Below are 23,234 nucleotides of genomic sequence, written 5' to 3'. Positions count from 1 at the left end.
GCAACAGCAGTGGCCCGGGCAGTACCACGGTGGATGCCGTGGCGCCTGCGGTGCCGGTGGTCAACGTCAGTAACGGCGTGGTCATCAGCGGCAGCGCCGAAATCGGCGCCAAGGTCGTTCTGACCGATGGCAGTGGCAACCCGATTGGTGAAACCACCGCCGATGGCAGCGGTAACTGGAGCTTCGTGCCAGGCACGCCGCTGCCCGATGGCACCGTGGTCAACGCCGTGGCCGAGGACGCCGCAGGCAACAGCAGCGGCCCGGCCAGCACCACGGTGGATGCCGTGGCACCGGCAACACCGGTGATCAATGCCAGCAACGGGGCAGTTGTTGTCGGTACTGCCGAAGCCAATGCCACGGTGATCCTCACCGATGGCAGCGGCAACCCGATCGGTCAGACCAGCGCCGATGGCAGCGGCAACTGGAGCTACACACCACTGCCGCCGTTGGCCAATGGCACGGTGGTCAACGCCGTCGCCCAGGACGCCGCCGGCAACAACAGCGGCCCGGCCAGTACGGTGGTTGATGCCGTGGCGCCCGGCGCGCCGGTGGTCAATCCGAGCAATGGTACAGCGATCAGCGGCACCGCCGAGGCGGGTGCCAAGGTCATCCTTACCGACGGCAGCGGCAACCCGATTGGTCAAACCACTGCCGATGGCAGTGGCAACTGGAGCTTCACCCCGGCCAGCCCGTTGCCCAATGGCACCGTGGTCAATGCCGTGGCCCAGGACGCTGCCGGCAACAGCAGCGGCCCGGCCAGCACCACGGTGGATGCCGTGGCGCCTGCCGCGCCGGTGATCAACCCGAGCAATGGTGCAGTGATCACCGGCACCGCGGAAATCGGCGCCAAGGTCATTCTTACCGATGGCAGCGGCAATCCGATTGGTCAAACCACCGCTGATGGCAGCGGCAACTGGAGCTTTGTTCCGGGTTCGCCATTGGCCAATGGCACGCTGATCAATGCCGTGGCCCAGGATGCTGCCGGCAACAATAGCGGCCCGGTCAGTACCACGGTTGACGCCTTGGCGCCGGCCGCACCGGTAATCGAGCCGAGCAACGGCGCGATCATTGTCGGTACCGCCGAAGCCGGCGCCAAGGTCATTCTCACCGACGGCAGCGGCAACCCGATCGGTCAAACCACTGCTGATGGCAGCGGCAACTGGAGCTTTACCCCAGGCGTGCCATTGGCCAACGGCACTGTGATCAACGCGCTGGCCCAGGATGCCGCCGGCAACAGCAGCGGGCCGGTCAGCACCACCGTCGATGCCGTGGCGCCTGGCGCACCCGTTATCAACCCGAGCAATGGCGCGGTCATCAGCGGCACCGCCGAGATCGGTGCCAAGGTCATCCTTACTGACGGCAGCGGCAACCCGATCGGTCAAACCACTGCTGATGGCAGCGGCAACTGGAGCTTCACCCCCGGCGCGCCACTTGCCAACGGCACGGTGGTCAATGCCGTGGCCCAGGACGCCGCCGGCAACAACAGCGGCCCGGCTAGCACCACAGTGGATTCCGTGGCGCCTGCCGCACCGGTGATCAACCCGAGCAACGGCGCGGTCATCAGCGGTACTGCCGAAATCGGCGCCAAGGTCACGCTCACCGATGGCGGCGGCAACCCGATTGGTGAGACCACCGCCGATGGCAGCGGCAACTGGAGCTTCACCCCGGCCAGCCCGCTGGCCAACGGCACCGTGGTCAATGCCGTGGCCGAGGACGCCGCCGGCAATGACAGCGGGCCGGCAACCACCACGGTCGACAGCGTGGCACCGGGCGCGCCGGTGCTGAGCATCAGTGCCGACGGCGCGTTGCTCACCGGTACCGCCGAGGCCAACAGCCAGGTGCGCATCGTGGTCAACGGCGACAGCGCCAACCCGATCACGGTCAACGTCGATGGCAGCGGCAACTTCAGCCTGCCGTTCGCACCACCACTGATTACCGGCGAGCTGCTGTCGGCGGTGGCGGTGGATGCGGCCGGCAACGTCAGCGGCCCGGGCAGCGTCATTGCCCCGGACCTGGCGCCGCCAACCATCAGCGTGCCGGAAGCCGCCGATACCTGGATCAACGCCGCCGAAATCAGCGATGGCATCCAGGTCAACGTGAGCGTGCGGCCGACCATGCAGGCCGGCCAGGTGGTCACCGTCAAGTTCGCCGGCCAGAACGGCTATGAAGCCGAGGTCAGCCATACCCTGACGGCCGGTGATATCAGCGCTGGCAGCGTGACCCTGACCCTGACCCCGCCAGGCGGGCAGGGGCCGTTCCCGCAGGGCGCCTCGACCGTCACGGCCGACATCAACGGCGGCGCCGCCTCGACGCCGGCACCGTTCACCATCGACACCGTGCCGCCGGCCACCCCGGTGCTGTCGCTGGTCGGCAACCTGCTGACCATCTCAGCCGAACCTGGCACCGAGCTGACCGTCAACCTGACCGTCGGCGGGGTAGTCGCTACGGTAACGGTAACCGCCGACAACAGCGGGCTGGCGTCGCTGAACCTGCTCACTGACCTTGACATCGACTTCAGTTGGGACCAACTGCTCAGTGCCCAGGTCTCGGTGGTCGGCCGCGACCCGGCCGGCAACCCGAGCAACGTCGCCAGCATCGGCATTGGCGCCAGCATCGAGCAGCCGGTGACCATCGGCGGCTTCGGGGTTGATGTCAGCCTCAACCCGCTGAACCCCAGGTTTGGCTTCAGCGGTACCACCGAGGCTGGTTCCAGCTTGGTGATTCGCGTCATCACCCCGGTGCTGAACGTCGAATTGCTGCCAATCAACGCCGATGGCACTGGGCACTTTGCCCTGAACCTGCTGAGCCAGAGCGTCCTCACCCAGTTGGGGCTGAACATTACCGACATCCTCAACCTTGGCTCGCAGATCTCCTTCAACGTTGTCTCAACCGATGGTCAGGGCAACGACAGCGCCGCCTATGGCATCACCCTGGTGCCCAACGGCCTGTCGCTGAACATTGGCCAGATCGACGTCAACGGCACTGCCGGCGACGACGTGCTGGCGGGGGCCAACGGCAGTTCCGAGCATATCAATGGCGGGGCCGGCAGCGACCTGATCTTCAACGTCGGCACCGGCGATCATGTGGTGGCGGGTGACGGCAACGACACCATCCAGATCACCGCCACCAACTTTGTCAGCATCGACGGCGGGGCGGGCTTCGATACCCTGTTGTTCGCCAACGGCATCGACCTGGACTACAACGCGGTGGGGGTCGGCACGCTGAGCAATATCGAGCGTATCGACCTGGGCAAGGGCGATTCGGGCAGCGTGCTGACCCTGACCGCCGCAGAGGTCAACGCCATCACCGATGCCAACAACACCCTGCAGATCACCGGTGAAAGCAACGACACCCTGAACGTGGTCGGGGCGCTGAACACCGGGACCAGCCAGGCGATCAACGGCGTCAACTATGACGTCTACACCTTTGGCGCCAACATCTTGCTGGTCGAGGACAATACGGTTCAGGTTGTCGTGTGATGGCAGCGCGCATGCAGTACGCGCGCAAGGGACGGCAGCCAGCGCAAGTGGCCCTGTGGCTGCTGGCGCTGGGCCTGCCGATGGTTGCGCCAGCCATGCCGCTGGACCAGGCGGTCCGGGCGGGGCTGGCGATTCACCCTGAGGTGCGCTCGGCGATGGCCGAAGCCGATCGCGCCGGAACTGAAGTGGAGATTGCCAAAGGCGGCTACTACCCGTCGGTGTCGGTGTCTGGCGGGCCGCAGGAGTTCGATTTTGGCGATGTGGTCTACGACCTGACCGCCTCGCAGATGCTCTATGACTGGGGCCGGGTCAACAGCAAGGTCGACAGCGCCAGCGCCACCCAGCGCAAACTGTCGCAGGCACTGCTGGTGGCCCGCGACGATGCCGCGCTGGATATCGTCGAGACCTACCTGGATGTACTGGCGGCCGAGCGCCGGGTCGAGGCGGTGCGCGAGCACCTGCAGCGCCTCGGCGGCATCCGCCAGATGACCGAAGACCGTGGCGGCGACGGCTATGCCGACCGCAGCGAGCTGGACCGCGCCAACCTTGAACTGGCACGGGCCCAGGAGCAACTGGCGCTGGAGAAGGGCACCCTGCAGGATGCCCGCAATCAGTACGCCCTTCTGGTTGGCCAGGAACCCGATGCCCTCAGCGACCCCGAGCCGCTGTCGCTCAAGCGCTACCTGGCCTCAAGCGACCTGACCCGGGTGATCCACGACGCGCCCTTGCAACGCAAGGCGCTGGAAGACGCCAACGTTGCCGAAGCCCAGGTTCGCGAGGCCAAGGCGTCGTTGCTGCCGCAACTGAATATCGAAGCCACAGCCTTGCGCCGGGAAGTCGGCGGGCATCCGGAAAGCGACTCGGTGGTGGCCCTGCGCTTGCGCATGGACACCTTCCAGGGCCTGTCCAACTTCCGCCGCCCGACCGCCGCGCAGCAACGCCTGGAGTCGGCGCGCTTTACCGCCGATGCCATGCAGCGCGACATCCGCCGCCAATTGCAGACCTTGTTCGACAACAGCGAAACCCTGGGTTGGCGGGAGAAGTCGCTGCAGCAGCAGGTCACCGAGTCGGCGCAGGTCAGCGAGCTGTACCGCGAGCAGTTCGAGGTGGGCCGGCGCGATGTGATCGACCTGCTCAACGTCCAGCGTGAACGCTTCGAGGCCGAGCGGCAACTGATCAACCTGCACATCGAACGCAAACGCATCGAGTACCGGGCGGCCGCACAGGTCGGCTTGTTGGGCCCACTGGTGGAGAATCGCTTGAATGGAAGCTGACAACAGGATTGCCGACAACGTCGTGGTGCTCAACCACGACCCTCTCAACGATCCGCTGCGCGAGGGCTTGCTGTTGCTGTGCCGGCAATTGGGGCGGCCGCTGGGCGATGCCGAGCTGGTCGACGGCTTGCCGTTGGAGCACGGCCGCCTGCCGCTGCGCATGGTCGCCCGGGCGTTGCGCCGCGCCGATATCACCGCGCGGGTCGATCAACTGCCGCTGGCGCAGATGGACAACTACCTGCTGCCCGCGCTGCTGCTGCTTAACGACGGGCGCAGCCTGGTGCTGGTCAAGCTCGACGCTGAGCACGCTCAGGTGCTGGTACCGCAGAGCGATGGCGGCGGCGAGCGTTTGCCCCTGGCTGAACTGGCGGCGCTGTACAGCGGCACGGCGGTGTTCGCCAAGTGCCGGTTTCGCGCCGACGAGCGGGTAGGGGATTACGCCAGGGCGGTGCCCGAGCACTGGTTTTTCGGCCCGCTGAAAAAGCTCTGGCGTTCTTACGCCGAAGTGGCCGCCGCCGCCCTGGTGGCCAACGTCCTGGCGATTGCCTCGGCGCTGTTCGCCATGCAGGTGTATGACCGCGTGGTGCCCAACGCCGCCTTCGACACCCTGTGGATTCTGGCCAGCGGCGTGGCCCTGGCGATTGTCCTCGACGGCGTGCTGCGGATCATGCGCGGGCATTTGCTCAACGTGCTGGGCAAGCGCCTCGACCTGCAGCTCTCCAGCTTGTTGTTCTCGCGGGTGCTGAGCACGCGGATCGCCGCCAAGCCAGCGTCCATGGGCGCCTTCAGCACCCAGGTGCGCGAGTTCGAGTCGGTGCGCGAGTTCTTCACCTCATCCAGCGCCGCGCTGATCAGCGACTTGCCGTTCGTACTGATCTTTTTGTTGATCATTGCCCTGATCGGCGGCCAGGTGGTCTGGGTTCCGATCGTCGCCTGTGTGCTGATGGTACTGCCGGGGCTGCTGACCCAGCGCCTGCTGGGTAATCTGTCGCGGCAGAACCTGCGCGAAGGGGCGATGAAAAACGGCGTGCTGCTAGAAGCCTTCGAGCACCTGGAAACGGTCAAGGCCACCCGCGCCGAAGGCCGTTGCCTGCAGCAGTGGGAAACCCTGACCGGCGAGCTTTCAAGCACGGCAATGAAAACCCACGCCCTGGCCTCGAGCCTGAGCTACGCCTCGAGCATCGTCCAGCAATTGTGCTATGTCGGCGTGGTGGTGTTCGGTGTCTACCGCATCAGCGAAGGGGCGATGACCGTCGGTGCCCTGGTGGCCTGTTCGATCCTCGCCTCGCGAGCCATCGCGCCGCTGTCCCAGGCGGCTGGCATTCTCGGGCGCTGGCAGCACACCAAGGTGGCCATGGAAGGCCTCGACCAGTTGATGGCCGCCGAGCAGGAGCGGCCCCAGGGCAAGCGCTTCGTGCACAAGCCGCACCTGCACGGGCACTTTCGCCTTGAAGGCGTGCGCCTGAGCCACGGTGACAGCCCGCCGGTGGTGGACATTCAGGCACTGACCATCCAGGCCGGCGAGCGGGTAGCGCTGCTGGGCGGCAACGGCGCCGGCAAGTCGACCCTGCTGCGCCTGCTCAGCGGCTTGCTCGATGCCCAGGCCGGGCGCCTGCTGCTCGATGACGTCGCCCTCAGCCAGATCGACCCGGCCGACCGCCAGCGCGGTATTGGCTACCTGCCCCAGGAGGTGGCGTTGTTCCAGGGCAGCCTGCGCGACAACCTCAACCTCGAAAGCGCCGCCCTGAGCGATGACGAACTGCTGGAAACCCTCGACGGCGTCGGCCTCGGCGCTTTCGTGCGCAGCCATTCGCTGGGCCTGGACATGCCGCTGCAGGGCAACGCCAGTTTGTCTGGCGGCCAGCGCCAGGCCGTGGGCCTGGCCCGGGTACTGCTGCAAGACCCGCCAATACTGCTGCTCGACGAACCCACCGCAGCCTTCGACCAGACCAGCGAAAAACAGGTGATCGACTACCTGCAGCAATGGCTGGGCAAACGTACCCTGATCATCACCACGCACAAAAAAAGCATGCTTGCCCTGGTCGAGCGCGCGGTGGTGCTGCGCCAGGGCCGGGTGATCATGGATGGCCCGCTGGACCAGGTGGTGCAGGGCAGTCAGGTACAGGCCCCACAGGCCGCAGGAGGTGCACATGGACTCTGAGCGCAAGGCGGCGAAACTGCGCCGCGAGCTGGCCGACCCGCTGCTGGCGGTGACCCACCCGGTGTACCGGCCGCTGTTGTGGCTGTTGCTGGCCTGCATCCTCATCGCTATCGCCTGGGCGGCCTGGGCCGAGCTCGACGAGGTCACCCGTGGCGATGGTCGGGTGGTGCCGTACAGCCGCATCCAGAAGATCCAGAGCCTGGAAGGCGGCATCCTCGACCGCCTGCTGGTCAAGGAGGGCGACCTGGTGGAGGTTGGCCAGCCGCTGGTGCGCCTGGATGAAACGCGCTTTCTGACCAACGTCCAGGAGTCGACCAACCAGGCCGACGGCCTGCGCGCGGCGATCGCCCGTCTGGATGCCGAGGTGCTGGGCAAGGAACGCATCGAGTTCGGCCCCGGGGTTGACGCCGACAGCCCGTTGGCGCGCTCCGAGCGCGAGCTGTTCAAGTCGCGGCGCGGCAAGTTGCTGGAAAACACCCGCTCGATCCAGGCGCAGATCCGCCTGGCCCAGAGCCAGCTCGACCTGGTGCGCCCGCTGGTGGCCAAGCGCGCGGTCAGCCAGATGGAGGCATTGAAACTCAGCCAGGACATCGCCACCCTCAACGGCAAGCTCACCGAGCTGAAGAACACCTATTTCCAGGACGCCTACACCGAGCGCTCGCAGCGCAAGGCCGACCTCAGCGCCCTGGAGCCGATCATCCAGCAGCGCCAGGACCAGTTGCGCCGCACCGAGATCCTGTCGCCGGTGCGCGGGCGGGTCAACACTGTGCTGATCAACACCCGCGGCGGGGTGATCCAGCCGGGCGAGGCGATCATGGAGGTGATCCCGGTAGAAGAGCGCCTGCTGGTCGAGGCGCGAATCAAGCCGCGGGACGTGGCCTTCCTGGTGCCGGGCATGCCGGCCAAGGTCAAGATCACCGCCTACGACTTCTCCATCTATGGCGACCTCAAGGGCACCCTGGAGCAGATCAGCGCCGACACCATCGAGGAAGACACCCCGCGCGGCAAAGAGTCGTACTACCAGGTGCTGATCAAAACCGACGGCAGCCAGCTGAAGAAGGGCGATGAGGTGCTGCCGATCATCCCCGGCATGGTTGCCGAGGTGGATATCCTCAGCGGCAAGCGCACGGTGCTCAATTATCTGATCAGGCCGCTGGTCAAAGCGCGCCTTTACTAGCTAGCTGGTTCCTGTGGGAGCCGGCCTTGCCGGCGAAGGGCTGCAACGCAGCCCTTAGTTTTTTACTCTCCAACAACCACAAAAATCATAATTTCGCCTTTCTTCGCGCTCTCCCAGAATGCGACCTACACCCTCCCACGGCCACCCGCGTGGGACAACTCAGTAGGGCGCAGACATGACAATCAATAAAACCAAGATCGATACGCTCGTAGTGGGCGCCGGGCAAGCCGGCGTGGCCATGAGTGAACACCTGAGCCGCCTGGGCGTGCCGCACCTGGTGCTGGAGCGCAACCGTATCGCCGAAGCCTGGCGCACCGGTCGCTGGGATTCGCTGGTGGCCAATGGGCCGGCCTGGCACGACCGCTTCCCGGGCCTGGAGTTCGACGGCCTCGACCCGGACGCCTTCGCTGGTAAAGACCAGGTGGCCGATTACTTCGAAGCCTACGCGCGCAAATTCAACGCACCGATCCGCACTGGCGTCGAAGTTACCCAGGTGCTGCGCAACAGCGATCGTCCGGGGTTCACCGTGCACACCAGCGATGGCCTGATCGAGGCCCAGCAGGTGGTAGTTGCCACCGGCCCGTTCCAGCGCCCGGTGATCCCGCCGATTGCGCCGAAGCAGTCGAACGTATTGCAGATGCACTCGGCCGCCTACCGCAACCCGCAGCAGTTGCCTGAAGGCGCGGTGCTGGTGGTTGGCGCCGGCTCATCGGGGGTGCAGATCGCCGATGAACTGCAGCGCGCCGGCAAGCAGGTGTACCTCTCGGTCGGCGCCCACGACCGGCCGCCACGGGCCTACCGCAACCGTGACTTCTGCTGGTGGCTGGGGGTGCTCGGCGAGTGGGATGCCGAGACCATGCAGCCGGGCAAGGAGCACGTGACTATCGCCGTCAGCGGTGCCCGCGGCGGCCACACCGTGGATTTTCGCCGCCTGGCCCAACAAGGCATGACCCTGGTCGGCCTGACCAAGGGCTTTGATAACGGCGTGGTCAGCTTTGAAGCCAACCTGGCCGAAAACATCGCCCGCGGCGACGAGAACTACCTGGCGCTGCTCGATGCCGCCGACGCCTACATTGCCCGCAATGGCCTGGACCTGCCGCAAGAGCCGCAAGCGCGGGAAATTCTCCCTGATCCGCAATGCCTGACCCAACCGTTGCTGGAACTCGACCTGGCCAAGGCCGGGGTCGGCACCATCATCTGGGCCACCGGTTATTCGGTGGACTACAGCTGGCTGCAGGTCGACGCCTTCAAGGACAACGGCAAGCCCCGGCACCAGCGCGGCGTGTCCAGCGAGCCGGGGGTGTACTTCGTCGGCCTGCCTTGGCTGTCGCGGCGCGGCTCGGCGTTTATCTGGGGGGTGTGGCACGACGCCAAGCACATCGCCGATCACATCGCCAAACAGCGCACCTACCTCAATTACCGCGACGCTTCGCAGCGCCAGGCCGAACAGCAAGCGTCCAGCCAACCAGCCAGCCTCATGGGAGCCCGTTGATGCCTACTCATACCCGTATTCGCATGTTCAATACCAAAGACACCTACCCCAACCAGACCCTGGACAACGACCTGTGCCAGGCCGTGCGTGCCGGCAACACCGTGTATGTGCGCGGCCAGGTGGGTACCGACTTCAATGGCCAGCTGGTCGGCCTGGGTGACCCGCGGGCGCAAGCCGAGCAGGCCATGCGCAACGTCAAGCAACTGCTGGAGGAGGCCGGCAGCGACCTCAGCCATATCGTCAAGACCACCACCTACCTGATCGACCCGCGCTATCGCGAGCCGGTGTACCAGGAAGTCGGTAAATGGCTCAAGGGCGTGTTCCCGATCTCCACCGGCCTGGTGGTCAGCGCCCTCGGCCAGCCGCAGTGGCTGATGGAAATCGACGTGATCGCGGTCATCCCCGAATAAGGAGCGTGCCATGACCTTCTCCATCGTTGGCCGCTGCGCCGAAACCGGCCAGCTGGGCGTTGCCATCAGCTCTTCAAGCATCGCCGTCGGTGCTCGCTGCCCGTGGCTGCGCACAGGCGTCGGTGCGGTGTCGAGCCAGAACATCACCTTGCCGGCCCTCGGCCCGCAGATCCTCGATGGCCTGGACGAAGGCCTGGCGCCGCACCAGGCCCTGGACCGCGCCTTGACCCGCAACGGCTACAGCCAGTACCGCCAGGTGGCAGTGGTCGATGCCCAGGGCCGCACCGCGGTGTTCAGCGGTAATCATGCGCTGGGTATCAACCATGCCGTGGCCGGCGAACAATGCGTGGCCGCCGGCAACCTGCTGGCCAACAGCGCGGTGATCGAGCGCATGGTCGAGGCCTTCGAGCGCAGCGAAGGCTGCCTGGCCGCGCGTTTGCTGACCGCCCTTGAGGCCGGCCAGGACGCCGGCGGCGAAGCCGGGGCGGTGCATTCGGCGGCGCTGTCGGTGGTCGGCGAGCTGGTCTGGCCGATCGTTGACCTGCGCGTCGACTGGGTCGACGACAACCCCATCGGCGAATTGGGCAAGCTCTGGAACGCCTATGAGCCGCAGTTGCAGGACTACCTGACCCGCGCCCTCAACCCGACCCTGGCGCCAAGCTACGGAGTGCCGGGCGATGAGTGAGCTGCGCAGCCGTGCATTGTTGGCCAGCCTGATCGGCTTTGCCACGGTCAGCCGCGATTCGAACCTGGCCTTGATCGAGTTCGTCCGCGACTACCTGCACGGCCTGGGCGTGAGCTGCGAGCTGATCTACAACACGCAGCGGACCAAGGCCAACCTGCTGGCCAGCATTGGCCCGGCAGTGGCGGGCGGTGTGGTGCTGTCGGGCCATACCGATGTGGTGCCGGTGGACGGCCAGGCGTGGACAGTCGAGCCGTTCAGCCTCACCGAGCGTGACGGCAAGCTGTACGGCCGCGGCGCCGCCGACATGAAAGGCTACCTGGCTTCGGTACTGGCAGCGGTGCCGGTGTTTCTTAAAAGCCCGCTGCGCCGGCCGGTGCACCTGGCGTTCTCGTATGACGAGGAAGTCGGCTGCCTGGGCGTACGCAGCCTGCTCGAGGTGCTGCCCCAGCGCATCGCGCAACCGGCCTTGTGCCTGATTGGCGAGCCGACCGAGCTCAAACCAGTGCTTGGCCACAAGGGCAAGCTGGCCATGCGTTGCCATGTACACGGCGCGCCGTGCCATTCGGCCTATGCGCCTTATGGCGTCAACGCCATCGAGCAGGCGGCGCGGCTGATCGCTCGCCTGGGCGAGATCGGCCAGCGCCTGGCCGCGCCGCAGCATCACGACCAACGCTTTGACCCGGCGTTTTCCACCGTGCAGGTCGGGGTGATCCAGGGCGGTACGGCGCTGAACATCGTCCCGGCCGATTGCCGCTTCGACTTTGAGGTGCGTGCCTTGCCGGCGTTCGAACCGCAGGCGGTGGTGGACGAGCTGCACACCTACGCGCAGCACACCCTGCTGCCGGCCATGCAGGCGGTCAAGGCTGACACGGCGATCCGCTTCGAAGCGATCTCGGCCTACCCGGGCCTGGCCACCGCACCGCAAAGCGCCGCAGCGCAACTGGTGGCGCAACTGTGCGGCAGCGATGCCTTCAGCACCGTGGCCTTTGGCACTGAAGGCGGCCTGTTCGATGAGGCCGGAATCCCGGCGGTGGTGTGCGGGCCGGGCAGCATGGAGCAGGGTCACAAGCCGGATGAATTTGTCAGCGTCGAGCAGATGGCGGCCTGTGACCGCCTGATGGATCGCCTGGCCGAATACCTCTCCAATAACGGATAACAACAAGGAGTCTGCAGTGAACGATTTCAACCAGTGGACCAGCCTGGCGCAACAGCAGCGCCTGATCGACAGCGCATTTATTCAAGGCGAGGCCTGCCAGGCCGCAAGCGGCGCACGATTCGAGGTGATCAACCCGGCCACCGGCACATTGCTGGCCAAGGTCACCGCTTGCGGCCAGGCCGAGGTTGACCTGGCCGTGCGCAGCGCCCGCCAGGCCTTCGAACAAGGCCCTTGGGCAAAGATGGCGCCCGGCGAGCGTAAGGCCGTGCTGTTGCGCCTGGCGCAGTTGATGCTCGAGCACCGCGCCGAACTGGCCTTGCTCGACTCGCTGAGCATGGGCAAGCCGGTGATGGATGCCTGGAACATCGACGTGCCGGGCGCGGCCCAGGTGTTCGCCTGGTACGGCGAAAGCCTCGACAAGCTCTACGACCAGGTGGCGCCGACCGCCAGCAATGCCCTGGCGACCATCACCCGCGTGCCGCTGGGGGTGATCGGGGCGGTGGTGCCGTGGAATTTCCCGCTGGACATGGCCGCCTGGAAACTCGCCCCGGCGTTGGCCGCCGGTAACAGCGTGGTGCTCAAGCCCGCCGAGCAGTCGCCGTTCTCGGCGCTGCGCCTGGCAGAGCTTGCGATTGAAGCGGGCCTGCCCAAGGGCGTGCTCAACGTGGTGCCGGGGCTGGGCGAGGAGGCCGGTCGCGCACTGGGCCTGCACATGGACGTCGATGCCCTGGTGTTTACCGGCTCCACCGAAGTCGGCAAGTACTTCATGCAATACGCCGCGCAGTCGAACCTCAAGCAGGTGTGGCTGGAATGCGGCGGCAAGAGCCCGAACCTGGTGTTCGCCGATTGCCAGGACCTGGACCTGGCGGCCGAGAAAGCCGCGTTCGGCATCTTCTTCAACCAGGGCGAAGTCTGCTCGGCCAACTCGCGCCTGCTGCTGCAACGTTCGATCGCCGACGCGTTCATCGAGCGGCTGATCGTCAAGGCGCGCCAGTGGCTGCCGGGCAACCCGCTGAACCCGGCAAGCCGGGCCGGGGCCATTGTCGACAGCCGCCAGGCGCAGCGGATCATGCACTACATCGAGCAGGCCCAGGCTGAAGGCGCGCAACTGGTGTGTGGTGGTCGACAGCTGAGTTTCGACGGTTCGAGCAACTTCATCGAGCCGACGATTTTTACCGGCGTCACCGCCGACATGACCCTGGCCCGCGAAGAAGTGTTCGGCCCGGTGCTGGCGGTCAGCGTGTTCGATGACGAAGACCAGGCGGTGGCCATGGCCAACGATCACATCTATGGCCTGGCGGCGTCGCTGTGGACCGACGACCTCAACCGCGCCCACCGCGTCGCCCGGCGGCTGAATGCCGGCACGGTGTCGGTCAATACCGTCGATGCCCTGGACGTCTGCGTGCCCTTTGGCGGCGGCAAGCAGTCGGGCTTTGGCCGCGACCTCTCGTTGCATTCGTTCGACAAGTACACGCAGTTGAAAACGACCTGGATTCAGCTGCGCGGCTGATGGCCTGTGGGAGCGGGCTTGACCCGCGATGAGGCCAGCACAGGCAACACCTAATAACAACAATTCGGAGCACCCGATGAACAGCAATGCAAGCGTGCAAACCGGCGCCCTGGCGCCGCCTGCAAGTCGCAAGAAACTCGGCCTTACCGCGCTGCTGGCGGTGGCCATCGGCCTGGTGGTGTCCCAGGGCGTCATGGTGCTGATGCTGCAAGGCGTCGGCATCGCCGGCCTGGGCTTTATCGTGCCGCTGGGCCTGGCTTACCTGCTGGCCCTGAGTTACGCCTGTTCGTTCTCGGAACTGGCGCTGATGATCCCCCGCGCCGGCAGCCTGAGCAGCTACACCGAAGTCGCCATCGGCCAGTTCCCGGCGATCCTCGCGACCTTTTCCGGCTATATCGTGGTGGCGATGTTCGCGCTGTCGGCCGAGCTGTTGCTGATGGAGTTCATCATCGACAAGGTCTACCCACACTCGATGCCACCGCTTACCGTGGCCCTGGGTGTACTGGCGCTGTTCACTGTGCTCAACCTGTTCAACATCGACATCTTCGCCCGCCTGCAAACCGTGCTGGCGATGGTGATGACCGTGGTGCTGCTGGTGATGGGCCTGAGCGCGATGAACAGCGACATCGTCGCGCCCAACCCGGCGCTGTTCGACAGCGCCCACTGGAACCCGTTGGGCCTGGGGGTGATCGCCCTGACCGCGATGGCGGTGTGGGGCTTTGTCGGCGCCGAGTTCGTCTGCCCGCTGGTAGAAGAAACCCGCCGCCCGGAGCGCAACATCCCGGGCTCGATGATGCTCGGCCTGACCATCATCTTCGTGATCATCTGCCTGTACGGCCTGGGCGCCTTGCTCACCGTGCCGCAGGCGGAGCTGGCCAGCAACGGCCTGCCGCATTACCTGTTCGCCACCACGGTGTTCGGGGAGGCCGGCAAAGTGTTTTTGGTTACCGCCGCGATCACCGCCACCTGCAGCACCCTCAACAGTTCGCTGGCGGCGATCCCGCGCATGCTTTATGGCATGGCCCGCAACGGCCAGGCCTTCGGCGTGTTCAAGCGCCAGGGCAAGCGCACCGGCGCGCCCTGGGTGGCGGTGCTGTTCATTGCCGCGGTCACCGGCCTGCCATTGCTGCTGATGCACGACCATGCCGATGCCATCAATCAGCTGCTGTTGTCGGCCGCCCTGGCCTGGCTGCTGGCCTACATCATCACCCACGTCAACGTCATTGCCCTGCGCCGGCGCTACCCGCACGTGGCGCGGCCGTTCCGCACGCCGTTCTACCCGTTGCCGCAGCTGTTTGGCATCGCCGGCATGCTGTTTGCGATCTGGAACGTCTCGCCCAGCCCGGACATGACCTTTTCGATTTTTGCCTACGCAGGCCTGGTGCTGCTGATCGTCTCGATCATCGCCGTGCTGTGGATCAAGGGCGTGATGGGCAAGCCACTGTTCAAGCCCGAGCCGCTGGCAAGCGTGCTGGGCACTCAAACCGATAAAGACCCGCAAGGAGATTCGCAATGACCGCTCACGTCAAACCTGCCCGTAGCACCGGCGATTACCAGGCAGCGGATGCCGCGCACCACATTCATGCCTTTCTCGACCAGAAAGCACTGAACGCCGAAGGCCCGCGGGTGATCGTCCGTGGCGAAGGCCTGGCATTGTGGGACAACGACGGCAAGCGCTACCTGGACGGCATGTCGGGGCTGTGGTGCACCAACCTCGGTTATGGCCGCAAGGACCTGGCCGCAGCCGCCAGCCAGCAGCTGGAGCAGCTGCCGTACTACAACATGTTCTTCCACACCACCCACCCGGCGGTGGTCGAGCTCTCGGAGCTGCTGTTCAGCCTGCTGCCGGCGCACTACAGCCACGCGATCTACACCAACTCCGGCTCCGAAGCCAACGAGGTGCTGATCCGTACCGTGCGCCGCTACTGGCAGATCCTCGGCAAACCGCAGAAAAAGATCATGATCGGCCGCTGGAACGGCTACCACGGCTCGACCCTGGGCGCCACGGCGCTGGGCGGGATGAAGTTCATGCATGACATGGGCGGGGTGATCCCCGATGTTGCGCACATCGACGAGCCGTACTGGTTTGCCCACGAAGGCGACCTGACCCCGGCCGAGTTCGGCCTGCGCGCGGCGCGCCAACTGGAAGAGAAGATCCTCGAACTTGGCGCCGACAACGTCGCCGCGTTTGTTGCCGAACCCTTCCAGGGCGCCGGCGGCATGATCTTCCCGCCAGAAAGCTACTGGCCAGAAATCCAGCGCATCTGCCGGCAGTACGACGTGCTGCTGTGCGCCGATGAAGTCATCGGCGGCTTTGGCCGCACCGGCGAGTGGTTCGCCCACCAGCATTTTGGTTTCGAGCCCGACACCCTGTCGATCGCCAAGGGCCTGACCAGCGGCTACATCCCCATGGGCGGCCTGATTCTGTCCAAGCACATGGCCGAGGTGCTGGTGGAGCAGGGCGGGGTATTCGCCCACGGCCTGACCTATTCCGGCCACCCGGTGGCGGCAGCGGTGGCAATTGCCAACCTCAAGGCGCTGCGCGACGAAGGCATCGTCAGCCGCGTCAAGCACGAGACCGGCCCCTACCTGCAGCGTTGCCTGCGCGAAGTGTTCGGCAACCACCCGCTGATTGGCGAGGTGCAGGGCGCAGGCCTGGTCGCGGCCTTGCAGCTCGCTGAAGACAAGGCCAGCCGCAAGCGCTTTGCCAACGAAAACGACATGGCCTGGCGTTGCCGCACCCTCGGCTTTGAAGAAGGCCTGATCATTCGCTCGACCCTGGGCCGGATGATCATGGCCCCGGCCCTGGTGGCCAGCCACGCCGACATCGATGAACTGGTCGACAAGACCCGTACCGCCGTAGACCGTACCGCCCGCGAATTCGGTCGCCTGTAAGCCCAAAGCGGCCGGCGCGCGCGGGCGTGCCGGCCTATTAGAGGAACCGCTTCATGTCCAGATCCTTGCGTTGCTGTGTTCCCTTTGCCCTGGTTGTGCTGTGCAGCGCGGTGTCGGCCGCACCGCAGAACCTCACCGTCATCTCCTTTGGCGGTGCCACCAAGCAGGCCCAGGACAAGGCCTACTTCCAACCTTTCAACGCCAGCGGTGCAGGACGCGTGGTTGCCGGCGAGTACAACGGTGAGCTGTCGAAAATCAAGGCCATGGTCGATGTCGGCCATACCAGCTGGGACGTGGTCGAGGTCGAGAGCCCGGAGCTGTTGCGCGGCTGTGACGAAGGCCTGTTCGAGCGCCTCGATCCGGCGCGCTTCGGCGACCCGGCGCAGTTCGTCCCGGGCACCCTGAGCGAATGCGGGGTGGCCACCTACGTCTGGTCGATGGTCATGGCCTATGACAACGGCAAGCTGGCCAAGGCGCCGAGTTCCTGGGCCGACTTCTGGAACGTTGCCGACTTCCCCGGCAAGCGCGGCTTGCGCAAGGGTGCCAAGTACACCCTGGAGATCGCCTTGCTCGCCGACGGGGTCAAGCCCGAGCAGCTGTATGAAGTGCTCGGTACGCCGCAAGGGGTGAGCCGCGCCTTTGCCAAACTGGACCAGATCAAGGGCAATATCCAGTGGTGGGAAGCCGGCGCGCAACCGGCGCAGTGGCTGATTGCCGGTGACGTGGTCATGAGCGCGGCCTACAACGGCCGGATCGCCTCGGCACAGAAGGAGGGCATGAAGCTCAGTATCGTCTGGCCGCAAAGCCTGTACGACCCGGAATACTGGGCGGTGGTCAAGGGCACGCCGAACAAGGCCCTGGCCGAGGACTTCATTGCCTTTGCCAGCCAGCCACAAACCCAGAAGGTGTTTTCCGAGGAGATTCCCTACGGGCCGGTGCACCGCGAGGCGCTGAAGCTGCTGCCGGCGAATGTCCAGCAACAGTTGCCGACCGCCGAGGCCAACCTGGCCGGGGCGCGGGCGGTGGATGCCGGGTTCTGGGTGGACCATGGCGAGGAGCTGGAGCAGCGCTTCAACGCCTGGGCGGCGCGCTGAATTCATCGCGGGTCAAGCCCGCTCCCACAGATAATGTGGGAGCGGCGGTGCGACGCCTCGACTTGACCCGCGATGTTGTTGAACCGTTAGGCCAGCCAGGCAGCAAACTGCTCCTTGCAGTAATCGACAAACAACTGCGCAGGCTTGGTCAGCTGCGCACGCTTGAGCCAGCCGGCCACCAGCGCGGAGCCGGTGACATCTTCGGCAATCTCCACACAGACCACTTCCTGGCCATCATAGGTGCTGTGGCCATGGGGCTTGGTCACCAGCAGGGCAAAGCCAAAGCCCTGGCCGACCATGCCGCGGACCATCTCGATCGACGGCGAGCTGAAGACGATGTTCGGGCTCAGCTGCAGTTCTTCGAAAATACTCACGAAATAAGTGCGGCTGGGCTGCACGTCGAGGAGGATCATCGGCTCCAGCGCCAGGTCCCTGATCGAGACCTGCTTCTGCCCGGCAAAGCGATGGCCCGCCGGCACTAGCGCATAGGGGCGCTGGGGCGCGGTCAGGGCTTCGGTTTCAATGGTGCTGTCCAGGTCATGTTCGTAGAAGATCGCCAGGTCGAAGCGCCCGCCGGTCAGGCCTTGCACCAATTCCTGCTGCTCGCCGTCCTGCAGGCGGATCTCCACCCCCGGAAAACGCTGGCGAAAGCCTGCGATCAAGCGCGGCAGGTAGAGCGGGGCGACGGTCTCGAAGCAGCCGATGTCGATCTGGCCACAGACCACGTCGTTGTCGGCCAGGGCGTTCTGCTCGAACTCGCGGGCCATGCGCAGCAGTTCCTGGGCCTTGCGGTAGAAGCGTGCGCCACCGGGGGTCAGCGACACGCCCTGGGCGTGATGGCGGATGAACAGCTGCACGCCGAAGCTGTCTTCCAGGCCCTTGACCGCCGTCGAAATCGACGGCTGGGCGATGTACAGCTTGCGCGACGCCTCGGCGACGCTACCGCATTCAACGGTGGTGACGAAATACTTCAGTTGACGCAAGGTATAGGACGCCACAGTGCACCTCTGGCTGATTATTTTGCTACACGATACCCCCTGGACGGCCCGGTGCTGCAGCGGATTTTGCTGGCCATTGAGCATATTTACCCGGGCCTGCCGTTGATCGCCTGGGTGGCACTGCGGACCCGCGCACAGCCTCGAACCTGTACGGCGCGCATTTCTTGCGCCGCTCTTGCGAGGTAACTGCCATGAGCCAGCCACGTCCCGACGATGAACCCCTGTGGAAAGATCCGCTGAACAACCCGCAACGCGAGCACGATCCGCTCAGCGACCCGAATGTCTCTGACCCGCAGCGGCGCGACCTGCCCGAGGACGTCGAGCGGGTGCCCGACGACCAGCCCCTGGACGATCGCCTGCCCGAACCCGACCAGCCGACCCCGCTGTCGGACGAACGCCGCTAATCGGCGCTCAGCTCGTGCACTTGCCAGCGCACCGAGCTGACGCCTTTCTCCAGGCTCACCCGGCTGACCAGGCGTTCCAGCTGGGTGGGCGCATCGGGGCTGCCCATCAGCTCGGCGCGTACTTCCAGCTTGGCCGGGTTGGCCAGGTCTTCACTGTGCAGCGACTGCAGGCGCAGGCCGCCGTTGCCGAAGCTGTGCAGCATCAGGCTGCGCACCTGGATTTCATCCTCGGCGCGGCAGGTGATGCGCACCTCGAAGCGCTGCTCGGCCTCGTTGGCCGGCAGCACGTCCTGATGATTCAGACGCTGGGCGATGTCGCGCAGCAGGATATTGGCGCAGAGCACCACGCAGCTGCCCAGCGCCGCCTCCAGCAACAGCCCCAGGCTGCACAGCACGCCAATGGCGGCGGTGCACCAGAGCGTCGCAGCGGTGTTCAGCCCGCGTACGTTGAGGCCGTCGCGCATGATCACACCACCGCCCAGAAAGCCGATGCCCGAGACCACATAGGCGGCAACCCGTGAAGCGTCGGTGGCGGCCATGCCCGGCACCGCCTGGGTCATCAGCACGAACAGGCAGGCGCCGGTGCTGACCAGGGCATTGGTGCGCAGGCCGGTCAGGCGCTGACGCAGTTGACGTTCGGCGCCAATCAGCGCCCCGAGTACCAGCGCGACGGTGACGCGCAGCAGAAATACTTTCCAATCCATAGCAAACCTCGAATCCACGGCAATACGCCGCGTTGTCATCGCCAGTGGGCGATGTACGTGAACAAAGAGAATGCGCAGGGCCACGGGCCTTCAACACCGGTGAAGGTGCAAGGTGTGCGGGAAGGAGAATGAGGATTTGTCATCCACAAGGGATGCGAATCGCCACTGACCGCCATGTTCGGCGTGCCAGTGACAGGGGGAACCTGCTGAACTAGCGCGCCGTGTGGACCTGTCGCAATCGACTAGGGCTACTGTCCAATGCAGGACTCCTGTGTAGGCATGCAAAAATGCGGGCGAGAAACTAACCCTCGGGCAGCGCAGGGTCAAGGGTAAAAACATGACAATTGTTGCATTGGCAGCGGATCGTTGCAGATATGCAACGCTGTGGGTCATCGTGTTGTCTTTCCCAGGTGCGCTTCAAAAGCTACTGTTCCCTGAAAGGACTTTCGAGAGACCTGTGTGCAACCTTTGATCAATTACTGGCGGCTGGTGCTGCATCCCGGTGCGGATACCCTGCGCTTCGCCTTGCGGACCATCGTTGCCTGCCTGTTGACCCTGTACCTGGCGTTCATCTTCGACCTCGACCAACCGAAGTGGTCGGTGATGGCGGTGTTCATCGTCAGCCAGCCGCTGGGCGGCATGACCCTGCAACGCAGCTTCGCCCAGGTGCTCGGCACCACCCTCGGCGCGGCGGTGGCGGTGTTGATCATGGCGGTATTCGCGCAGGCGCCATTGCCGTTCATTATCACCCTGGCCCTGTGGCTGGCCCTGTGTACCGCCGGCGGCACCTTGCTGCGCTACACCAGCTCGCATGCCTTTGTGCTCAGCGGCTTTACCGCCGTGGTGGTGGCGATGCTGGCGATCCCCGAGCAGGACAACACCCTGATGCTGGCCATTACCCGGGTCACCGAAACCCTGCTGGCGGTGGCCTGCGTGTGTGCGGTGAGCCTGCTCAGTGCACGGCCGCAGGCAGTGGCCACGGGCTATTTTGCCAAGGTCGACAACCTCATCAAGCTGATGGCCAGCCACGCTGCGGCGGCGATTCGCGGTGAAGAGAGCGCGGCCGAGTTCAGCAAGCGGCAGATGCAGATCCTTGGCGAGATCAGCGCCCTGGAAGGCCTGCGCCGCCACCTGTATTTCGACGCCCCGCATTTGCGCGGGGCCAACGGCCTGGTGCAACTGCTCGGCAACCAGTTGGTGCTGCTCAGCTCGCGGCTGACGGTGCTGCGTAACCAGAAGCTGATGATCGCCGAGCGCTGGCAGGGCAGTTACCCGGAGTTCATCAGCCGCTTGCTGGCCGACGAGCTGGCCTTTCTCGACCAACTGGCGCAGCAGGGCCGGGCCTTGCCAGCCGAGGCACGCGAGCATTTCAGCGCCTTGCAGGGGCGTTTCGACCAGGCCGCGCTACAGGCCGAGCAGCTGCAAAGCGACCTGCCAACGCCGCTTCGCTCATTGGCCTGGGCCTTGCGCTGGGAGCAGGCGCGCCTGCTCGAACAGCTCGGCGAAATGCTCGAACTCAGCGATGCCATCCAGGAAGGCCGTGCCGGCGACTGCCTGTACCGCCAGGGCCGCAGCAATCCCTTGCACCTGGACTGGCGCCTGGCGGCGATGAACGCCAGCCGCGCCTTTATTGCCCTGGTCGCGGCCGGGCTGATCTGGATCGAAACCGCCTGGGACGGCGCCCGCGCCGGGATGATTCTGGTGGGCATCCTCTGCTCGTTGATGGCGACCTTTCCGCGCCCGCTGATGGCGGCGCAGAACTACGCCCGCGGCCTGGGCCTGGCGCTGCTGGTGTCGGCGCTGTACCAGTTCTGGCTGATCCCGCAGGTGGTCGATTTCGAAATGCTCGCGCTGCTGCTGTTGCCCTTGCTCTATGTAGTGGCGGTGGGGCTGTCGGGGCCGATGACCGCCGGCATCGGCATGGGCCTGGGCTTGTCGAGCTTCTTGCTGTTTGGCCCGCAGAACATCGGCGCCTGGCAGAACACGGCGATGCAATGGTTCGAATTCGCTGGTGCCTATGTGTGTGGCGCGGCGTTGTCGCTGATGGTGTATGCGTGGATTTTCCCGTTCAACCCGCAATTGCGCATCGAACGGCTGTTTCGTGAAACCCGCGAACAGGTGTATGCCTTGCTCAAGGGCCCGGCCTCGGACGCGCGCCAGTTCGCTTTTGAGAGCCGCATGCTCGACCGCCTGACCCTGATTATCGGCCTGCTGCCAGCGACCCGTGATGAGCGCTCGCGGGGGCTGTTCGAGGTCAACCTGGCGTGCATGGCCCTGGGCGTGGCCTTGCGCCAGTTGCAGGAGCAGGGCAGGGCCAACCCATTGCTGCCCGAGGCCCTGCGCGCGCAGCTTGAGCAGGTATTGCGCAACACTGGCCGCTATATCGCCGGGCGCACCGCGCTGGTGCTGCCAGACTTGCTGCAGACCCTGCAGGCGTTGGGCGAGCGCCTGGACAACCTGCACGGCGAACAACTGCAGGCGCCGGCCGAGCAGTTGCGCTCGTTGTTTCGCATTCGTGTGGCGTTGCTGGTGATCGCAGGCTTTTTGCGTCACTACAGCCCCTACCTTGAACCCGCTGCCGAAGGAGCCCCGGCCCTTGCCCATTGATTTCGAGATTGGCGGCGTCTACCTGCCGCCGATCGCCCAGGCCCTGCTGCTGGCCATACCGCTGTTGATCGCCGTGCTCTGGCTGCTGCAAAAGCTTGGGGTGATGCAGCGGGTCTGGCATCCGGCATTGTTTGAAGGCGCGCTGTACGCCTGCCTGTGCGCCTTGATCATCCTGTACATGGGGAGCTGAACCTTGAACAAACTTGTGGCCCAGGTTTCGACCCTGGTTGTGGTGGTACTGGCGCTGCTGCTCGGCTGGTTTGCCTGGGAGCATTACACCCGCGCGCCCTGGACCCGCGATGCGCGGGTGCGCGCCGACGTGGTGACGCTGTCGGCGGATGTCGCCGGGCGCATCGTCAGCCTCAAGGTGGCGGATAACCAGCACGTCGACCAAGGCCAGTTGCTGCTGCAAATCGACCCCGAGCGCTATGCCCTGGCGGTCGAACATGCGCGCCGCGCCATCGAAGTGGCGCGGGCCAGCGAAGGCCTGGCCCAGGCGGCGATCATCTCAAGCCAGGCCTTGCTCAAGCAGCGCCAGAGCGAAGAACAACGGCGCCGCACCCTCAAGCAAGGCTTTGCCATCTCCGGTGAAGAATGGGAGAAATCCAGCACCGACGTGGCCGTGGCCCAGGCCGAACTGATGCGCGGCCAGGCCAACCTGAGCCTGGCCACCGCCAACGTGCAACTGGCCACTGCCGCCTTGACCCAGGCCGAGCTTGACCTGCAACGCACACAGATTGTTGCCCCGGTCAGCGGTTATGTGACCAACCTGCTGACCCGCCAGGGCGACTACGCCACGGCCGGCGGACCTTTACTGGCGCTGGTCGACAGCGGCTCGTTCCATATCAGCGGCTATTTCGAGGAAACCAAGCTGCCGCGCATCCACCCGGGCAGCAAGGTCGACATCGCCCTGATGAGCGGCGAACGCTTCCAGGGCACGGTGCAGAGCATCGCCTACGCCATCACCGACCGCGAAAACGCCCCTGGCAACCGCCTGCTGGCCAACATCAACCCCAGCTACACCTGGGTGAAGCTGGCCCAGCGGGTGCCGGTGCGCATCGACATCGACCCAGGCTTTGCCGGCAAAGCCGACCTGCGGGCCGGTACCACGGCGACGGTGACGGTGCGCGAATAGGGTCGAGGTGGTAGGCTTTGCGGCGTTTCTGCCCAGCCACGCGAAGCTCGACG

At 65.4% G+C, this 23,234-nt stretch carries 18 protein-coding genes; 16 read left to right on the top strand and 2 right to left on the bottom strand.

Annotation, left to right across the window (positions count from 1 at the left end; translation table 11 throughout):
* The 12 genes from UB48_RS21910 to UB48_RS21855 all read left to right on the top strand — a co-directional run.
* Positions 1 to 3,479 (top strand): Ig-like domain-containing protein (locus UB48_RS21910; protein ID WP_045200951.1); only part of this gene is annotated, 3,479 nt, incomplete at its 5' end.
* Entirely contained in the window at positions 3,479 to 4,753 is a 1,275-nt protein-coding gene (locus UB48_RS21905; protein WP_045200947.1) for a TolC family protein, read from the top strand. The genes UB48_RS21910 and UB48_RS21905, both read left to right, overlap by 1 nt.
* Positions 4,743 to 6,914, top strand: coding sequence for a type I secretion system permease/ATPase (locus tag UB48_RS21900; RefSeq protein WP_045200945.1), 2,172 nt, complete (start codon positions 4,743 to 4,745; stop codon positions 6,912 to 6,914). Before UB48_RS21905 ends, UB48_RS21900 begins: the two co-directional genes overlap by 11 nt.
* Positions 6,904 to 8,091 carry an HlyD family efflux transporter periplasmic adaptor subunit gene (locus tag UB48_RS21895; protein WP_045200943.1) on the top strand — a complete coding sequence of 396 codons (1,188 nt, stop codon included), beginning with the start codon at positions 6,904 to 6,906 and terminating at the stop codon, positions 8,089 to 8,091. Before UB48_RS21900 ends, UB48_RS21895 begins: the two co-directional genes overlap by 11 nt.
* A 175-nt stretch (positions 8,092 to 8,266) precedes the next feature.
* Positions 8,267 to 9,583 carry an NAD(P)/FAD-dependent oxidoreductase gene (locus tag UB48_RS21890; RefSeq protein WP_045200941.1) on the top strand — a complete coding sequence of 439 codons (1,317 nt, stop codon included), beginning with the start codon at positions 8,267 to 8,269 and terminating at the stop codon, positions 9,581 to 9,583.
* Positions 9,583 to 9,993 (top strand): RidA family protein, encoded by a 411-nt coding sequence (locus UB48_RS21885; RefSeq protein WP_003201555.1) that lies wholly within the window; start codon positions 9,583 to 9,585, stop codon positions 9,991 to 9,993. Before UB48_RS21890 ends, UB48_RS21885 begins: the two co-directional genes overlap by 1 nt.
* A 10-nt stretch (positions 9,994 to 10,003) precedes the next feature.
* Entirely contained in the window at positions 10,004 to 10,678 is a 675-nt protein-coding gene (locus tag UB48_RS21880) for a DUF1028 domain-containing protein (RefSeq protein ID WP_045200936.1), read from the top strand.
* Positions 10,671 to 11,834, top strand: coding sequence for an acetylornithine deacetylase (argE, locus tag UB48_RS21875; protein ID WP_045200934.1), 1,164 nt, complete (start codon positions 10,671 to 10,673; stop codon positions 11,832 to 11,834). Before UB48_RS21880 ends, argE begins: the two co-directional genes overlap by 8 nt.
* A gap of 43 nt (positions 11,835 to 11,877) precedes the next feature.
* Positions 11,878 to 13,344, top strand: a complete 1,467-nt coding sequence (locus tag UB48_RS21870; RefSeq protein ID WP_275560545.1) for an aldehyde dehydrogenase — start codon at positions 11,878 to 11,880, stop codon at positions 13,342 to 13,344.
* Positions 13,345 to 13,420: 76 nt separating this feature from the next.
* The gene (locus tag UB48_RS21865) at positions 13,421 to 14,860 is read left to right on the top strand and encodes an APC family permease (RefSeq protein ID WP_045200931.1); all 1,440 of its coding nucleotides are present in this window, start codon (positions 13,421 to 13,423) and stop codon (positions 14,858 to 14,860) included.
* The gene (locus UB48_RS21860; RefSeq protein ID WP_045200929.1) at positions 14,857 to 16,239 is read left to right on the top strand and encodes an aspartate aminotransferase family protein; all 1,383 of its coding nucleotides are present in this window, start codon (positions 14,857 to 14,859) and stop codon (positions 16,237 to 16,239) included. Before UB48_RS21865 ends, UB48_RS21860 begins: the two co-directional genes overlap by 4 nt.
* 53 nt (positions 16,240 to 16,292) lie before the next feature.
* Positions 16,293 to 17,333: an ABC transporter substrate-binding protein gene (locus UB48_RS21855; RefSeq protein WP_045200927.1), complete on the top strand. Its 1,041-nt coding sequence runs from the start codon at positions 16,293 to 16,295 to the stop codon at positions 17,331 to 17,333.
* An 86-nt stretch (positions 17,334 to 17,419) separates the two neighbouring features.
* Here UB48_RS21855 and UB48_RS21850 read toward each other — a convergent pair whose 3' ends face one another.
* Positions 17,420 to 18,331 carry a LysR substrate-binding domain-containing protein gene (locus UB48_RS21850; protein WP_045200925.1) on the bottom strand — a complete coding sequence of 304 codons (912 nt, stop codon included), beginning with the start codon at positions 18,329 to 18,331 and terminating at the stop codon, positions 17,420 to 17,422.
* 191 nt (positions 18,332 to 18,522) lie between these two features.
* Here UB48_RS21850 and UB48_RS21845 point away from each other — a divergent pair, with 191 nt between their 5' ends.
* Positions 18,523 to 18,735 carry a hypothetical protein gene (locus UB48_RS21845; RefSeq protein ID WP_045200923.1) on the top strand — a complete coding sequence of 71 codons (213 nt, stop codon included), beginning with the start codon at positions 18,523 to 18,525 and terminating at the stop codon, positions 18,733 to 18,735.
* On the opposite strand, the gene UB48_RS21840 is transcribed toward UB48_RS21845, so the two are convergent.
* Complete coding sequence (locus UB48_RS21840) at positions 18,732 to 19,439, bottom strand: MgtC/SapB family protein (protein WP_045200921.1); 708 nt, start codon at positions 19,437 to 19,439, stop codon at positions 18,732 to 18,734. The genes UB48_RS21845 and UB48_RS21840 overlap by 4 nt on opposite strands.
* Positions 19,440 to 19,898: 459 nt before the next feature.
* Here UB48_RS21840 and UB48_RS21835 point away from each other — a divergent pair, with 459 nt between their 5' ends.
* From UB48_RS21835 to UB48_RS21825, 3 genes are read left to right on the top strand one after another with little or no spacing between them, the layout of a single operon-like run.
* Entirely contained in the window at positions 19,899 to 22,046 is a 2,148-nt protein-coding gene (locus UB48_RS21835; protein ID WP_045200919.1) for an FUSC family protein, read from the top strand.
* Positions 22,036 to 22,236 carry a DUF1656 domain-containing protein gene (locus tag UB48_RS21830; protein ID WP_010226052.1) on the top strand — a complete coding sequence of 67 codons (201 nt, stop codon included), beginning with the start codon at positions 22,036 to 22,038 and terminating at the stop codon, positions 22,234 to 22,236. The genes UB48_RS21835 and UB48_RS21830 overlap by 11 nt, the downstream gene beginning before the upstream one ends.
* Before the next feature lie 3 nt (positions 22,237 to 22,239).
* Positions 22,240 to 23,181, top strand: coding sequence for an HlyD family secretion protein (locus tag UB48_RS21825; RefSeq protein WP_045200917.1), 942 nt, complete (start codon positions 22,240 to 22,242; stop codon positions 23,179 to 23,181).
* The last annotated feature ends 53 nt before the right edge of the window (positions 23,182 to 23,234 follow it).

This window comes from Pseudomonas sp. 2(2015), from assembly GCF_000955865.1.
Taxonomy (GTDB): domain Bacteria; phylum Pseudomonadota; class Gammaproteobacteria; order Pseudomonadales; family Pseudomonadaceae; genus Aquipseudomonas.
Note: the sequence above shows the minus strand (reverse complement) of the source record. Positions and strands in the feature narration are given on the sequence as shown.

Bases quoted from the DNA above. Each gene is read 5' to 3' on its own strand.
- UB48_RS21885 (WP_003201555.1), top strand. From the start codon at position 9,583: ATGCCTACTCATACCCGTATTCGCATGTTCAATACCAAAGACACCTAC.
- UB48_RS21905 (WP_045200947.1), top strand. From the start codon at position 3,479: ATGGCAGCGCGCATGCAGTACGCGCGCAAGGGACGGCAGCCAGCGCAA.
- argE (WP_045200934.1), top strand. From the start codon at position 10,671: ATGAGTGAGCTGCGCAGCCGTGCATTGTTGGCCAGCCTGATCGGCTTT.
- UB48_RS21880 (WP_045200936.1), top strand. From the start codon at position 10,004: ATGACCTTCTCCATCGTTGGCCGCTGCGCCGAAACCGGCCAGCTGGGC.
- UB48_RS21865 (WP_045200931.1), top strand. From the start codon at position 13,421: ATGAACAGCAATGCAAGCGTGCAAACCGGCGCCCTGGCGCCGCCTGCA.
- UB48_RS21855 (WP_045200927.1), top strand. From the start codon at position 16,293: ATGTCCAGATCCTTGCGTTGCTGTGTTCCCTTTGCCCTGGTTGTGCTG.
- UB48_RS21840 (WP_045200921.1), bottom strand. From the start codon at position 19,439: ATGGATTGGAAAGTATTTCTGCTGCGCGTCACCGTCGCGCTGGTACTC.
- UB48_RS21890 (WP_045200941.1), top strand. From the start codon at position 8,267: ATGACAATCAATAAAACCAAGATCGATACGCTCGTAGTGGGCGCCGGG.
- UB48_RS21895 (WP_045200943.1), top strand. From the start codon at position 6,904: ATGGACTCTGAGCGCAAGGCGGCGAAACTGCGCCGCGAGCTGGCCGAC.
- UB48_RS21900 (WP_045200945.1), top strand. From the start codon at position 4,743: ATGGAAGCTGACAACAGGATTGCCGACAACGTCGTGGTGCTCAACCAC.
- UB48_RS21845 (WP_045200923.1), top strand. From the start codon at position 18,523: ATGAGCCAGCCACGTCCCGACGATGAACCCCTGTGGAAAGATCCGCTG.
- UB48_RS21860 (WP_045200929.1), top strand. From the start codon at position 14,857: ATGACCGCTCACGTCAAACCTGCCCGTAGCACCGGCGATTACCAGGCA.